The organism is Plantactinospora mayteni (assembly GCF_016862935.1).
Classification (GTDB): Bacteria; Actinomycetota; Actinomycetes; order Mycobacteriales; family Micromonosporaceae; genus Plantactinospora; species Plantactinospora mayteni.
In genome coordinates, this window is sequence record NZ_BONX01000003.1 from 61,326 (window position 1) to 74,836 (window position 13,511).

The 13,511-nt window shown below is 70.9% G+C and carries 9 protein-coding genes and 1 pseudogene; 5 read left to right on the forward strand and 5 right to left on the reverse strand.

From position 1 onward, the window contains the following. Positions 1 to 423: 423 nt before the first annotated feature. From wecB to Pma05_RS02440, 3 genes are all read left to right on the forward strand, one after another. Positions 424 to 1,512: a non-hydrolyzing UDP-N-acetylglucosamine 2-epimerase gene (gene wecB, locus Pma05_RS02430; protein WP_203855589.1), complete on the forward strand. Its 1,089-nt coding sequence runs from the start codon at positions 424 to 426 to the stop codon at positions 1,510 to 1,512. A 154-nt stretch (positions 1,513 to 1,666) separates the two neighbouring features. Continuing rightward, positions 1,667 to 3,022: a glycosyltransferase gene (locus Pma05_RS02435; RefSeq protein WP_239311557.1), complete on the forward strand. Its 1,356-nt coding sequence runs from the start codon at positions 1,667 to 1,669 to the stop codon at positions 3,020 to 3,022. Next, positions 3,019 to 5,154, forward strand: a complete 2,136-nt coding sequence (locus Pma05_RS02440; RefSeq protein WP_203855591.1) for a glycosyltransferase family 1 protein — start codon at positions 3,019 to 3,021, stop codon at positions 5,152 to 5,154. Before Pma05_RS02435 ends, Pma05_RS02440 begins: the two co-directional genes overlap by 4 nt. 52 nt (positions 5,155 to 5,206) lie before the next feature. On the opposite strand, the gene Pma05_RS02445 is transcribed toward Pma05_RS02440, so the two are convergent. The 5 genes and pseudogenes from Pma05_RS02445 to Pma05_RS02465 all read right to left on the reverse strand — a co-directional run. Next, positions 5,207 to 6,715 carry a N,N-dimethylformamidase beta subunit family domain-containing protein gene (locus Pma05_RS02445; protein WP_203855592.1) on the reverse strand — a complete coding sequence of 503 codons (1,509 nt, stop codon included), beginning with the start codon at positions 6,713 to 6,715 and terminating at the stop codon, positions 5,207 to 5,209. 87 nt (positions 6,716 to 6,802) lie between these two features. Further along, entirely contained in the window at positions 6,803 to 8,413 is a 1,611-nt protein-coding gene (locus Pma05_RS02450) for a glycosyltransferase family 4 protein (protein ID WP_203855593.1), read from the reverse strand. A gap of 22 nt (positions 8,414 to 8,435) precedes the next feature. Further along, positions 8,436 to 9,491 (reverse strand): Gfo/Idh/MocA family protein, encoded by a 1,056-nt coding sequence (locus Pma05_RS02455; RefSeq protein ID WP_203855594.1) that lies wholly within the window; start codon positions 9,489 to 9,491, stop codon positions 8,436 to 8,438. Between the two features lie 76 nt (positions 9,492 to 9,567). Continuing rightward, entirely contained in the window at positions 9,568 to 10,677 is a 1,110-nt protein-coding gene (locus Pma05_RS02460; protein WP_203855595.1) for a DegT/DnrJ/EryC1/StrS family aminotransferase, read from the reverse strand. Between the two features lie 276 nt (positions 10,678 to 10,953). After that, positions 10,954 to 11,559: pseudogene (locus Pma05_RS02465) on the reverse strand (TetR/AcrR family transcriptional regulator); the annotation flags it as partial. Between the two features lie 154 nt (positions 11,560 to 11,713). Between Pma05_RS02465 and Pma05_RS02470 the strand changes: the two are divergent. Together Pma05_RS02470 and Pma05_RS02475 are read left to right on the forward strand one after the other, a co-directional pair. After that, positions 11,714 to 12,610, forward strand: a complete 897-nt coding sequence (locus tag Pma05_RS02470) for an ABC transporter permease (protein ID WP_203855597.1) — start codon at positions 11,714 to 11,716, stop codon at positions 12,608 to 12,610. After that, entirely contained in the window at positions 12,603 to 13,406 is an 804-nt protein-coding gene (locus Pma05_RS02475; protein ID WP_239311558.1) for an ABC transporter ATP-binding protein, read from the forward strand. Before Pma05_RS02470 ends, Pma05_RS02475 begins: the two co-directional genes overlap by 8 nt. Positions 13,407 to 13,511 lie beyond the last annotated feature (105 nt).

The window sequence follows — 13,511 nt, forward strand, 5'->3', positions numbered from 1 at the left end:
GCGACGAGCGCGTCGCAGTCTGCCACAGCGAGCAAAGCACCGGCAAACCGTCGAGGCGGCATCCAGAGCAGCCGTGTGACCAGGCACTCACGGACAGTTCGGGTGCATGGGTGGGAACTCCGGACAGTCGCACCGGTATCGGCTCCCGGAATTCGGCGGGTGGCACCGGTCAATACCGTCGACAGGCGCCTTGACCAGCCGTAACACGACGCCGGGGACGATCTCCCCGGATCCCACCGAAAAAGCCGGACCCGGTCGCGATCAGGACTCCGCACCCCGTTCGCGTACCATGCGCCGAGACCCCGCCGCCCCACCGATCCACACAGGGGCGCGACTAGACTTTCAACCGCCACCACAGGCGGTGGGGTTCGCCGGCACAGCCGGTCGCCCGCGTCTCCCGTAGACAACCTGGAGTATCACCACGTGAAGGTTGTAAGTATCGTCGGGGCCCGACCCCAACTGGTGAAGCTGGCACCGGTAGCCGGTGCCTTCGCGCGAACCGAGCACCGCCACGTCATCGTGCACACCGGCCAACACTACGACGCAGACCTCTCCGACGTGTTCTTCTCCGGACTCGGCATCCCGCAACCGGACGTACACCTCGGCATCGGATCAGGCACGCACGGCGTACAGACCGGCCGAACCCTCGCCGCGCTCGACCCGGTACTCGAGGCCGAGCGACCGGACTGGGTGCTGGTCTACGGGGACACCAACTCGACCCTCGCCGGTGCGCTCAGCGCGGTGAAGCTGCACCTGCCGGTGGCGCACCTGGAGGCCGGACTGCGGTCGTTCAACCGGGTGATGCCGGAGGAGCACAACCGGGTGCTCACCGACCACGCCGCCGACCTGCTGCTCGCGCCGACCGAGGAGGCGATGCGGCACCTGGCCGCCGAGGGGTTGGCCGAGCGCTCGATCCTGGTCGGCGACGTCATGGTCGATGTCTGCCAGAGTGTCCGCGACTCGATACTCTCCGGGGAGCAGCGTCCGGCCGCGCTGCCGGACGGCATCGACGCCCGCCACCCGTACCTGCTCGCCACCGTGCACCGCGCCGAGAACACCGACGATCCCGCGCGCCTCGCCACGCTGGTGGACGCGCTGGCCACCCTGCCACTGCCGGTGGCCCTGCTCGCCCACCCGCGACTCGTCGCGCGCGCCGACGAATACGGCGTGAAGCTGGCCCGGGGCGCGATCCGGATCGGGCGCCCCCTGCCGTACGCGGACATGGTGAGCGTGGTCCTCGGCTCGGCGGGAGTCGTCACCGACTCGGGTGGCCTTCAGAAGGAGGCCTACCTGCTCGGTCGCCCGTGCACCACGCTGCGCCCGGAGACCGAGTGGCCGGAGACCCTCGACGGGGACTGGAACCGACTCGTCCCGCATCCGCTGGAGCTGCCGTCCGACGCCTGGGTGGAGATCGCCACCCGCCCCATGCCCACCGCCGCCCGCAACGCGCCGTACGGCGACGGGCAGGCGGCCCGGCGGGTGGTGGAGGCACTCACCGGCACGCCGATCTGATCGGCCCAGCACAGGCCCCTCGACCAGCCCGTCCCCGGAAAGACCCGTCCCCGGAAAGATCGGCAATAGCGCGATGCCAAACCCGATACCGTCCTCGCTCAGTCAACTGACCCGCGCCGTCCGTTCCCGGCCACGCCGTGGTGCCCGGCCACACGTGATCTACCTGGCGATCGGGTTTCCACCCGCGGCGAAGAGTTCGGCGTACCGACTGCGCGAGACCGCCAACCAGTTCTGCGCGATCGGCTGGGACGTCACCGTCATCACCATCTGCGAAGAGGCGTGGGAGCGGGAGTACGGGCTGGACCACACCCTCTCCGAGGGGGTCGACCCACGGATCAAGGTGGTCGAGCTGCCGCTCATGCGCGCGGACCTGGAAACCGACATCCGCAACTTCTCCGAGGCGAGAGCGCTCCGCCCGCGCGAGTGGATCGAGCGGCAGCGCAAACAGGAACTCAAGGTCTTCCCGGAGCCGGCCTTCGGCGGCTGGCGGTACGCCCTGGAGAAGGCGGTCGTACGGGAACACCGGGCACACGCCGCCGACCTGCTCATGACGACCTGCGCACCGTACGTCAACCTCGCCGCGACGTGGCAACTGTGGCAGGAGCACCGGGTGCCGTACGTGGTGGACTTCCGGGACGGCTGGTCGGTCGACGTGATCAGCGGTGAGACGGCGTTCACCGAGAAGTCCCCCGCCGGTCAGTGGGAGAAACGGGTACTCGAACAGGCCCAGGCGGTCTGGTGCGTCAACGAACCGATCGCGCGGTTCTACCGCGACCGTTATCCGGTGGTGGCCGACCGGGTCCGGGTGGTCCGCAACGGCTTCGACAGCGACTCCATCCCGTCCGTGCCGCACCGGCCGGATCCCGCCGCCGGACTCACCTTCGGCTACCTGGGCTCGATCAACTTCGCTCCCGCGCTGCTGGACTCGGTGCTCACCGCCTGGCGGATGGCCCGGCGCACGGACCCGGTGCTCGCCCGCAGCCGGTTCGAGGTGCGCGGGCACATCGGCGCGGGTGCGCTGCGCGAGGCGAACGCGCACAGCGAACTGCTGGGCGCGGCGGCCCGGGACGACGTGGAGTTCGGCGGGCCGGTGCCGAAGGCCGAGGTCGTCGACGTCTTCGGGCGTTGGGACGCTCTGGTCCTGATGCTGGTCGGCGGGCAGTACGTCACCTCCGGCAAGGTCTACGAGTACGCCGCCAGCGGGCTACCGGTGATGTCGGCCCACGACGTGGACCACGACGCCGTGAACATCCTGTCCGGGCATCCACTCTGGACCGGGGCGGTCGGGCTGGACGTGGAGCGGCTCGCGACGGCGTTCTCCGAGGCGGCCAGGCTCGCGCTCGACGCCACGGACGCCGATCGGGCCGCCGCCCGAGCCCACGCGGAACGCTTCGCCCGAGGCGCCCTGCTCGCCCCCGCCGTCACCGAGGCCGCCCGACTGGCCCTGGGCGCCTCCGCCGCCGGCACACCGACCATCACCGGACCGACCGGAGGCAGGCAACTTCCATGATCAACGTGCTCATCGTCGCGGGCACGGCACCACGGCAGGATTCGGTGCTGGCCGACGCCCTGGAGCGATTCCGGCGGGAGGGCGTACGGGTCCGGCTGATCGTCGACTTCGACCTGAGCCGGATCTCGCTCGACCCGGCCCTGGCCGAGCTGCGTGGACTCCGGGAGACCGAGCCGGACGACCGGCTGCGCCGGGCCATGGGTGGAATCGAAGGCTCTCGCGCGGTCTGGGTGCGGGCCTGGCACGACCGGGTGGTCCGGCAGTGGGTCCACGAGGCCGACGTGCTGGTGTCGATGGACATGATGGCCGTGTACGCGGTGTGGGAGATGGGGCACCGGCGGCCCGACGCGGACGCCTGTCACGGGGTGGGCCCGGCCGCCAGAGCGGTACAGGCCCGGCTCGCGGGGGTGCCCCGGCCAAAGCGTGGCCTGCGGGACACGGTCGCGACCCGGACCGGCATCGTCGTACGCGGCACCCGGCGGAACGCGACGAGCCGGGCCCGCCGGGCCATGCGGATCGGGATGGCTCCGGCCGTGATGCGCAGCGGCGCCGGGGCCTGGTTCTGGCGCACCGCAGTAGCGGCACCGGCCCTGCCCGACCGGATCCGGACCGCTGTCGCATACCGGGTGCACCAGCGCACGGTGGAGGCGGACCGGCCCCAGCAGGCGGCTGCCGCCTCGGCCGCGGCTGCCGCCAGGCTCGAAGACCCCCGGGCCCGGGCCACCCTGCTGAACCGGGAGGCCAGTTGGGAACTGGCAATCGGTCACGTCCCGGTCTGCCTCCGCGAGGCGGTCGCCGCCGAGCTGGCCGTCGCCGACGAGATGCTCCGCAAGAAGAGCACCCTGAAGGCGGCCCACGCGGCCCACCGGGCGATGAAGCTGCTGTTCCACCGGGTGGTGCACTTCGAGCAGCCGACGTCCCCGCTCGCCGAAAACCCCGCGGAGTTCCTGGCGCCGCTCTGGGACAGCGCCACCGGCCGTGCCCTCGCCGCGGCACAGGGCCGGGCGCAGGCCGCCGCGACTCCGCCGACGGACCGGCCACTACATCTGCTGATCCTGACGAACGGCGCCGGACATCCCGCCGGAGCGCTCCGGCAGCGGTACGACGGCCGTCCCGACGTACACGTCCGGTACGTCGACCTCGGCGAGGATGTCGGAGACGGGCCGTTCAGGACCGACCCGGCGGCGCAGCTCGGTCACCTGCTCGCCGGCTCCAGCGAGTACGGCAACCGGGTACGCGAGTGGTTGCGGCCCCATCTGGAGTGGGCCGACATCGCGGTCGCGGACCGCGCCGAGGCGGCTGCCGCCATGACGCTGGTCGACCCGGGCGATACCCGGATCGTGGTCTGCCTGCCCGACTTCGAGCTGCTCGGCCCCTGGCCGCAGCTCACCGACTTCTCCAGGGTGGACGAGCTGGTCCTCTCCTCGACCGACCTGCTGGACCTGGCCACCACGATGCTGCCACGGCTGCGTGCCGACCAGGCACCGGAGCTGTCGGTCGTCGGCGACGCGCCGGACCTGCGGGCCCACCAGCGCCCGAAGGACCCCGCCGCCCGTTACACCCTCGGGTTGCTGGGCACGAACTCGGTCGACGCCCGCTGGGCCGTCGAGGTGCTCCGCCGGCTCCGGGCCACCGACCCGCGCTACCGGCTGTTCGTCGGCGGCGACGACCTGACTCCACCACCGGGCGCCTCGGTCCGGCGCTACCACGAGGAGATCCTGGCTGAGCTGGCGGAGCTGGAACGGTCCGGGGCGGTGACCCGGGTCGAACAGGTGGCGGACGTGCCGGAGGCGTTGACCGGGATCGGCGTGATCCTGGGCAGCCCGGTCCGGGAGACCTTCCACCACGCACATATCGAGGGTGCGGCCAGCGGCGCCACACCGATACTCCGCAACTGGCCGATCCTCTCCGGCACGGCGCGGGGAGTCCGGACGCTCGTCCCGGCGGAGTGGGTGGCCGACACCCCGGAGCAGGCGGTCCGGAGGATCCTCGACCTGACGGCCACCGAGCAGAGCTGGCGGGACAACGGTGCCGCCGCCGCAGCGGAGGCCCTGGCCACCTGGGGCGGGGATGCCTCCGGACGGCAGTTCGACGAGCTGCTCCGGATCCCGCTCGCCGATCCGGTCGGCTAGCCAGTCGGTCGTCGCGGCGGCCGGTCGGACGACCGGCCGCCGCCGCCCGCCGTTACCCGCTCGCCTTCGACGGCTGGCGCACGATCCGGTCGAACAGGTTCCGCGTGGCGACCTGCACCTTCTGGTTGACGAAACCCCGCCGGTTGAGCGCCAGCGTCCAGTGCAGCGTCGCCGCGTCGAAGATCACGGCACCCTGCGAGGTCTCGTAGAGATGGGTGTTCTGTTCGAGCCAGAAACCGTTCCGCTGCGGGTACGGGGACGCGGAGAGCACGGTGGCGTCGACCCCGGTCGGCACCGGCATCGCCGGGTCGAACCCATCGGCCTCACCGCCGACCAGCCGTGGGAGCAGATCGCCGTCGGCCACCTTGCAACCGCCCCAGAACCAGTGGTCGGCGCCACGCACCACGAGTGGTTGCGGGGCTGCGATGATGCCGTTGTATTGCACCCCGAGTAGCCGCTGCTCGGCGTCCTCACCCCCCGGGCGGACGTCGCGCCACTTGGTGGTGCAGACCCGGCCGTCGAGCCCAGGTTCTGGATCCGGATCGGTCTTGTAGCAGGTGACGACCCGGTTCGCCCGGCCGTCACTCGACTGGCCCAGCCGAATCTGCCAGTACACGTTGTTGGCAGCCAGGAAGGCCAGGCTCACTCCCTGGTCCACGGCCCTTTCGGTCGCCCGCCGCATCTCCGCCGTCCAGTACTCGTCGTGACCGCAGAAGACCAGTCCCCGGTAGCGTCCCGGGTCGAGCCGACCGGTGTGCAGGTCCATGGTCGACGCGTACGTGACGTCGTAACCGAGCCGTTCGACCCACTGCACGAAGTCGTGGTCGCGGTCGAACTGCTTCGGCCAGCCGATCCCTGAATACGGACGGTCGAAGGAGACCCGGACGGCCCGGGACTCGTAGCTCATCGGCACACCCGGCGCGGGGTAGCCGTAGTAGAGGCTCTTGCCCCGACGCCCGTCCCGGGGCCACAGGTTGTATGCCTGGTACGTCGAGAACGGCATCACGACGCAGAGCTGCGCGAGGTGCCGATCGTCGCGTACCACGAACGGCGTGTACCCGGTCTGCCCGTCCGCGCCGACGAAGGCCGCGAGATACACCCCGGAGAGCCAGTCGGCGGGCACGGACAGGCTCCAGGTCACCGGCCAGTGACACTCGATGGTCCCGGTCACGGGGTCGGCGGGTGGCACGGAGCGGACCTCGCCGGGCAGCGGCTCGGTGGTGAGCATCAGCCGGGCCCCGTCGCCGGCATACCAGCCGAGCCGGTAGATCGCGATGGTGAGGCGCTGGGGCGAGCCGACCGCGACGTGGAAGTCGATCTTCCCGCCGTGCGGGACGCTGGTCGCCGAGGCGTACCCCTGGATCTGCGGTGCCGGGTCGTCGGCGTCGCGGGGGCCCTCGCCCGCGGGCCGCCAGGCGGTCGTGCCGGGCAGCTTGTTCTCGGGCTTCACCACCTCGCCCCGGTATGTCAGCAGCAATGCGGCCTCGGCAGACGTCAACGTGCCCAACGGCAGGGCAGCGGTGAGGAGGCCGAGGGCAGCTCGGCGGGAAAAACGGCGCACGTGTCCTCATTGGAGTCAGCAGGAATGCCAACGGTGGACCGTGGCGAGCCCGTATCTTAAGCGCCCTCCGCCATCCTGTGGGGGCAGTCAGGAAGCCGCTACCACCTCCAGCGGTGTCGGCGCCCTGACCACCGGAGCGACGTCGGGCCGCAACCGTCGGTACACGCCGTCGAGCACCTCCGCCTGCGCCTCCCAGGTCCAGTTCTCGAGCAGGCCCGGCCGGTCGTACGCGGCTCGGTAGCGGTCGGGATCGGCGAGTACGGTCCGGACCGCCCGCAGGTAGTCGGCGAGGTCACCGGCCCGGAACACCTCGCCCTGCCCGGTGGAGCGGGTGGTCTCCGCCATGGTGCGGACGTCGCTGCACACGATCGGCAGCCGGGCGTGCGAGTACTCGAGGAACTTCGTGATCAGCGCGAGTTCGTGGTTCGGCTTGTGCAGGATCGGGATGACCCCGGCGTTCGCCGTCGCCAGGAACGCGGAGACCTGCCAGTGCGGCACGTACGGCAGCAGGTGCACCCGGTCGCCGACGCCGAGTTCCACGGCTCGGGCATGCAACGCCTCCGACGGGGCGTTGTTGGCGCTCGGATGCAGGGTGACAAGTGCGATGTGCGCGTCGGACAGCTCGCGCAGCGCCTCGACCATCAGGTCCACGCCCCGCGACGGGTTCACCCCGCCGCAGTAGACCAGCAGCGGCGTCTCCCGCCCGATCCCGCACATCGCGCGGAGATCGGGCACCGGCTGGTCGGCCGGGCCCTCGGCGGACGAGCCGGACGGGGCGTTGAGCACCACCTCCGGGCGCTCCGGCAGCTTGTGCACCTGCTGGAGCAACTCGGCCAGGGTGGCGGAGACGGTGACCACGGCGTCGGCCTGTGGGGCGTACTCGGCGGTGTAGGCGATCTGGGCGGGAAGCCAGCGTGGGTTGTCCGCCCGGCCGGTCACCCCGGCGACGTACTCGTGCGCGTCCCAGACGACCTTGACGTCGCGTCCCCGGGCCCGGGCCCGCTGTGCGGCCCGGACGCCGACACCGACCATCCGGAAGTCGTTGGCGTGGATGATGTCGGGTTTCAGCGAGTCGACCACCGGCCCGAACCCGAGTTCGAAGTCCCACAGCCCCGGGTCCAGCCGCCGCCAGCTCCGGTTACCCATCGTGCGTTGCCAGAAGCCCATCGACAGCCGGGTGAGCAGGGTCTTCGGATCCTGCTGGCCCTGGCGGAGCCGGTGCAGTTCGCCGCCCCGGAACCTCGCCCACCGGGCGAGGAACTTGCCGACGACCCGGGACGGCAGCAGCAGCAGGTTGCCGAGCAGGTATCCGGCCTGCCCGCCACCGGACCGCCGGGCCGCCGCCAGCACCGCCCGCCGCTGTTGGATGTCCCGCTGCCATGCCTTGATGGCGTTGATCCGCTGCGCCGAGTAGCGGCCGGGTCGGTAGGCCAGCGGGCGGCGCGGCGACCGCCGGTGGTTCATGGGGTGCTGCCCCAGCGGTCGCGGCACCGTGACCAGCCGGACCGCCGCCTCCCCGATGGTCCAGGTCTGCTGCGGTGACGAGTTGCTGTAGATCCCGACCAGGGTGACGTCCCAGCCCGCCGCCGCGGCGGACCGGGCCTGCTTCTGTACGCGGGAGTCACCCTGCACACCGTTGTCGACGAGCATCACCACGCGCCCACGCCCGGGCGGTGGCGCGCTGCCCTCGTTGTTCATGTAAGCCCTTCCCGACGGTCGGTCAGACGGAAGCAGGAACGTCCACAGTAGACGCGCTGGCGCTGGTCGACGCCGACGGCGCCACGGATACTGTCACGCCCGCCGTGGCCGACTCCAACAGTCCGGCGGCGACGTGCACCGTACGGAGACCCTGGCGCAGCGTCACGATGTCGCTCTCCTTGCCCTCCACGGCATCCCGGAACCGCTCGTGCTCCACCAGCAGCGGCTCACGCTTCGGGATGGCGTACCGGACCATGTCGCCCTCGGCGACGCCGCGGAACGCCCGCAGCGCCTCCCACTCGGTGTCGATGGCGCCGTTGGCGTAGAAGGTCAGGTCGGCGGTGAGCGTGTCCGCGACGAAGCAGCCCCGGTCACCGGTGATCACCGTCGACCGCTCCTTGAGCGGGCTCAGCCAGTTCACCAGGTGGTTCACCATGGTGCCGTTGGCGAGTTGGCCGACGGCGGCCACCATGTCCTCGTGCAGCCGCCCGCTGCGCGACACCGTACGGGCCGACACCGAGGTGTATTCCTGGCCGGTGACCCAGCTCGTCAGGTCGATGTCGTGGGTGGCCAGGTCCATCACCACGCCGACGTCGGCGATCCGGTGCGGGAACGGGCCCTGCCGGCGGGTGACCACCTGGAAGACCTCGCCCAGCTCCCCCGCCTCCAGCCGGAGCCGCAGGTTCTGCAACGCCGGGTTGTACCGCTCGATGTGCCCGACGCCGGCCACCAGGCCAGCCGCCTCGAACGCCTCGACCAGTCGGGTGGCCGCGTCGACCGACTGGGCCAGCGGCTTCTCGATCAGGGCGCTGACGCCGTTGGCCGCCAGCTCCAGGCCGACCGGCTCGTGCAGCGCGGTCGGGCAGGCCACCACCGCATAGTCGATCTTCATGTCGATCAGCTCGGAGACCGTGGACAGCACCGGCACGCCGAGCGCGCCGGTGGAGTCACCGGCCGGATCGACCACGGCGACCAACCGCACACCGTCCAGGTTGGACAGGATCCGGGCATGGTTCCGGCCCATCGCGCCGAGCCCGATCAGCCCGGCCCGCAACGTACCCCCTCCCTGGTTGCTCATCGGCCCGCCTCGCTTCGCTCGCCGGCCCGACGAGACACGACCGCACTGTGCCGAATGATTCGCTCGCAACGCTCGCTCATCGGGCGCCCGCCAGGCTGTTGGCGGCGTCCGCGATCCGCTCCAGGTGGTGCTGGGTCAGCGACGGGTGGATCGGCAGCGACACCACCTCGCGGGCGGCCCGCTCGGTCTCCGGCAGCTCCCACGGGCCGGGCTTGCCGTCGGCGTCGAGGAAGGGCTTGAGCCGGTGGATCGGGGTCGGGTAGTAGACCGCGTTCCCCACCCCCTGCTCCAGCAGCTTCTGCTGGGCGGCGTCCCGGTCCCCCGACACCCGCACCGTGTACTGGTGGTAGACGTGCCGCGCCGCGTCGGCCACCGGCGGGGTGAGGACACCGGTGATCCGGGAGTCGAGGAACTTGGCGTTCGCCCGCCGCTGCTCGGTCCACTCCGGGAGCTGCTTGAGCTGCACCCGACCGATCGCCGCCGCCACGTCGGTGAGCCGCATGTTCGCCCCGACGATCTCGTTGGCGTACCGCTGCTCCATGCCCTGGTTGCGCAGCAGCCGCAGGGTACGGGCGAACTCCGGGTCCGGGGTGGTGATCATGCCGCCCTCGAGGGAGTGCATGTTCTTGGTCGGGTAGAAGCTGAAGCAGCCGGCGATGCCGAACGAGCCGACCGGCTGGCCGGCCAGCGCCGCGCCGTGCGCCTGGGCGGCGTCCTCGATCACGGCCAGGTTGTGCCGCTGCGCGATCGGCATCAGCCGGTCCATCGCGGCGGGGTGGCCGTAGAGGTGCACCGGCATGATCGCCTTGGTCCGCGGGGTGATCGCCGCCTCCACCGCGGCCGGGTCCAGGCAGAAGCTGCCGGCCTCGATGTCCGCGAAGACCGGCACGGCGCCGACCAGCCGGACCGCGTTGGCGGTGGCCGCGAAGGAGAACGAGGGGACGATCACCTCGTCACCCGGGCCGAGGTCCATCGCCAGCAGGGCCAGGTGCAGGGCCGAGGTGCCCGAGTTGACCGCGACACAGTGCCGGCCGGCCACCAGCTCGGAGAACTCCTCCTCGAACGCGGCCACCTCCGGGCCCTGCACCACCCGGCCGCTGCGCAGCACCCGGACGGCGGCTTCGACCTCGGCGTCTCCGATGACTGGTTTCGCGGGCGGGATCAGGTCTGCGTTCTGCCCGGCCATGGGCATCCTCCTGTCGATGGGGGGATCGCAATCGGCATGCGATGCTAGCTGGTTTCGGGATAGCGGGATCGAGTGGTGCGGGGTATGTCACGAGGGGCGGACGGCACCGGCACCGTTCGGCACGGCGTCGGGCAGAGCGGGGTCAGGTTCGGGCAGAGCGGAGTCGGGCAGTGCGGGGTCAGGCAGCACCGGGTCGGCCGGGGCGGGGTCGTCGACCCGCTCACCGGTCGGGGTGGAGTCGATCCGCGTCGGGCTGGAGTTGATCCGCTCAGCGGTCGGGGTGGAGTCGGCACCGAGTCCGGCCGCGATCGCGGCGGCCATTCGTGGCAGGTACGCCTCCGGGAGTGGGGTACGGGCGACGGCGAGCCGCCAGTAGAGCGGACCGACGATCAGGTCCACGGCCTCGTCCGGATCCGCGCCCGAGGGTAGCTCCCCACGGTCGACCGCCCGGCCGAGCAACAGTATGCCGATGTCCCGCTGGTTCGCCCGCAGGGCCTCTTCGAGGGTCTGGGCGATCTGCGGGTTGCGGGCCGCCTCGGCCAGCAGATCCGGGATGATCTGCGAGGCCAGCGGGTGTCGCAGGGCCCGGGCCAGGATCCGCAGCAGCACTTCCAGGTCTCCCCGTAGGCTGCCGGTGTCCGGCAACGGTAGGCTCTGCCCCGCGACCCGGGAGACTATCTCCAGCACCAGCTCCAGCTTCGAGTTCCACCGGCGATAGATCGCCGTCTTGCCGACGCCGGCCCGGCGCGCGACTGCCTCGATCGACAGCCGTCCGTAGCCGACCGCGGCGAGTTCCTGCATGACGGCTCGGCGGATCGCGTCGGTGATCTCCCCTCGGAGTACCGCCGCTCCCGCTGGAGCACGCCGGTTGTCGGTCGCCACGTCGGCCAATATAGCGCGAGGACGGTACGGTTGCGTCCCGACGTAGGATCGACTACGTTGCCACGCAAGCGACGACCGATTGGCACCCTTTCCCCCCGCCACGGTCACCCTGTCGCGCCCATCTTGCAGCCCGAACAGATCGGAGCGCCCAGCTATGGCCCCCACGGCGGTAGCCGATCCCGACTCGGGCCTGACCGGGGCAGAACTCGCCGCCCGGTACGGCCTGACAGTCGCTGGCGAAAGACCCACGCTGGTCGGTTACACGAAGCAGTTGTGGTCCTACCGGCACTTCATCTCGGCGTACGCGAACGCGAAGCTGGTCGCGATGTTCGCCACCGCCCGCCTCGGCCGGGTCTGGCAGGTGTTGACCCCGCTGACCAACGCGGCGATCTACTACCTGATCTTCGGCGTCATCCTGAACACGCAGAACGGCATCGACAACTTCATCGCGTACCTCTGCGTCGGCCTCTTCGTCTTCAACTTCAGCCAGACGGTGGTGCTCGGTGGCACCCAGTCGATCACCGGCAACCTCGGGCTGATCCGGGCGCTGCACTTCCCCCGGGCCGCCCTGCCGACCGCGGTGACGCTGACCCAGTTCCAGAGCCTGATCTCGGCGATGGTGGTGCTGATCGCGATCGTGCTGGTCACCGGGGAGCCGATCACCCTGCAATGGCTGCTGCTGGTGCCGGCGCTGCTGCTCCAGTCGGTCTTCAACGCCGGGATCGCCCTCGGGATGGCCCGACTCGGTTCCAAGGTCACCGACCTGAAGCAGCTCATGCCGTTCGTCATGCGGACCTGGATGTACGGCTCCGGCGTGCTCTACAGCGTGGACAACTTCGCCGAGAACCTGCCGGCCTGGGCGGCGACGCTCGTGGAGGCGAACCCGCTGCTGGTCTACATCGAGTTGGTCCGGCACGCCCTGCTGGAGAACGCACCGCTGACCTCGGCGGCACCCCGGCTCTGGCTGCTGGCGTTCGGCTGGGCCCTGCTGGCCGGCATCGGCGGTTATGTCTACTTCTGGCGTGGCGAACAGGAGTACGGTCGTGGTTGAGCAGCACGAGATCTCCCCCGGCGTGACGAGCACCGCCGACCGGCGCATTCCCACGGTCATCGCCGACAACGTGCACCTGATCTACCGGGTGCACGGGGCCGCCTCCGGCACCACCCCGGTCGCGACGCTCAAGCGGATCGTCTCCCGGGCCCCGCAGGCCAACGTCCGCGAGGTGCACGCGGTCAAGGGAGTCAGCTTCACGGCGTACCGGGGCGAGGCGATCGGGCTGATCGGCAGCAACGGCTCCGGCAAGTCGACCCTGCTCCGGGCGATCGCCGGGCTGATGCCGACCAACCGGGGCGCGATCTACACCCAGGGGCAGCCGTCCCTGCTCGGCGTCAACGCCGCCCTGCTCAACGACCTCTCCGGTGAGCGGAACGTGGTGCTGGGCTGCCTGGCCATGGGCATGTCGCCGGAGCAGGTCCGCAAGCTCACCCCGGAGATCATCGAGTTCTCCGGGATCAACGAGCGGGGCGACTTCGCCTCGCTGCCGATGCGGACGTACTCCTCGGGCATGGCGGCTCGGCTGCGGTTCTCGATCGCGGCGGCGAAGAAGCACGACGTACTGCTGATCGACGAGGCGCTGGCCACCGGTGACGTCCGGTTCCGGCGGCGCAGCGAGGCCCGGGTCCGTGAACTGCGGGCCGAGGCCGGCACGATCTTCCTGGTCAGCCACGGAATCGGGACGATCCGGGACACCTGCGAGCGGACCATCTGGCTGGAGTCCGGGGAGATCCGGGCGGACGGCCCGACCGGACTGGTAGTGCCGGAGTACGAGAAGTTCATGAAGAAGTAACCCAACCCGCCTGGCCGGTGTCGAGTGGACCACTATCCCTCGGCACCGGTTGGCGTCGTGCCGCGCTAGGGTCCTAGAGGCTGTGGGGCGGGCCGGACGGCGGTC

What these genes read in the sequence shown, in the direction of transcription:
- Pma05_RS02440 (WP_203855591.1), top strand. Translation starts at nt 3,019, where the DNA reads ATGATCAACGTGCTCATCGTCGCGGGCACGGCACCACGGCAGGATTCG.
- Pma05_RS02450 (WP_203855593.1), bottom strand. Translation starts at nt 8,413, where the DNA reads ATGAACAACGAGGGCAGCGCGCCACCGCCCGGGCGTGGGCGCGTGGTG.
- Pma05_RS02455 (WP_203855594.1), bottom strand. Translation starts at nt 9,491, where the DNA reads ATGAGCAACCAGGGAGGGGGTACGTTGCGGGCCGGGCTGATCGGGCTC.
- Pma05_RS02460 (WP_203855595.1), bottom strand. Translation starts at nt 10,677, where the DNA reads ATGGCCGGGCAGAACGCAGACCTGATCCCGCCCGCGAAACCAGTCATC.
- Pma05_RS02470 (WP_203855597.1), top strand. Translation starts at nt 11,714, where the DNA reads ATGGCCCCCACGGCGGTAGCCGATCCCGACTCGGGCCTGACCGGGGCA.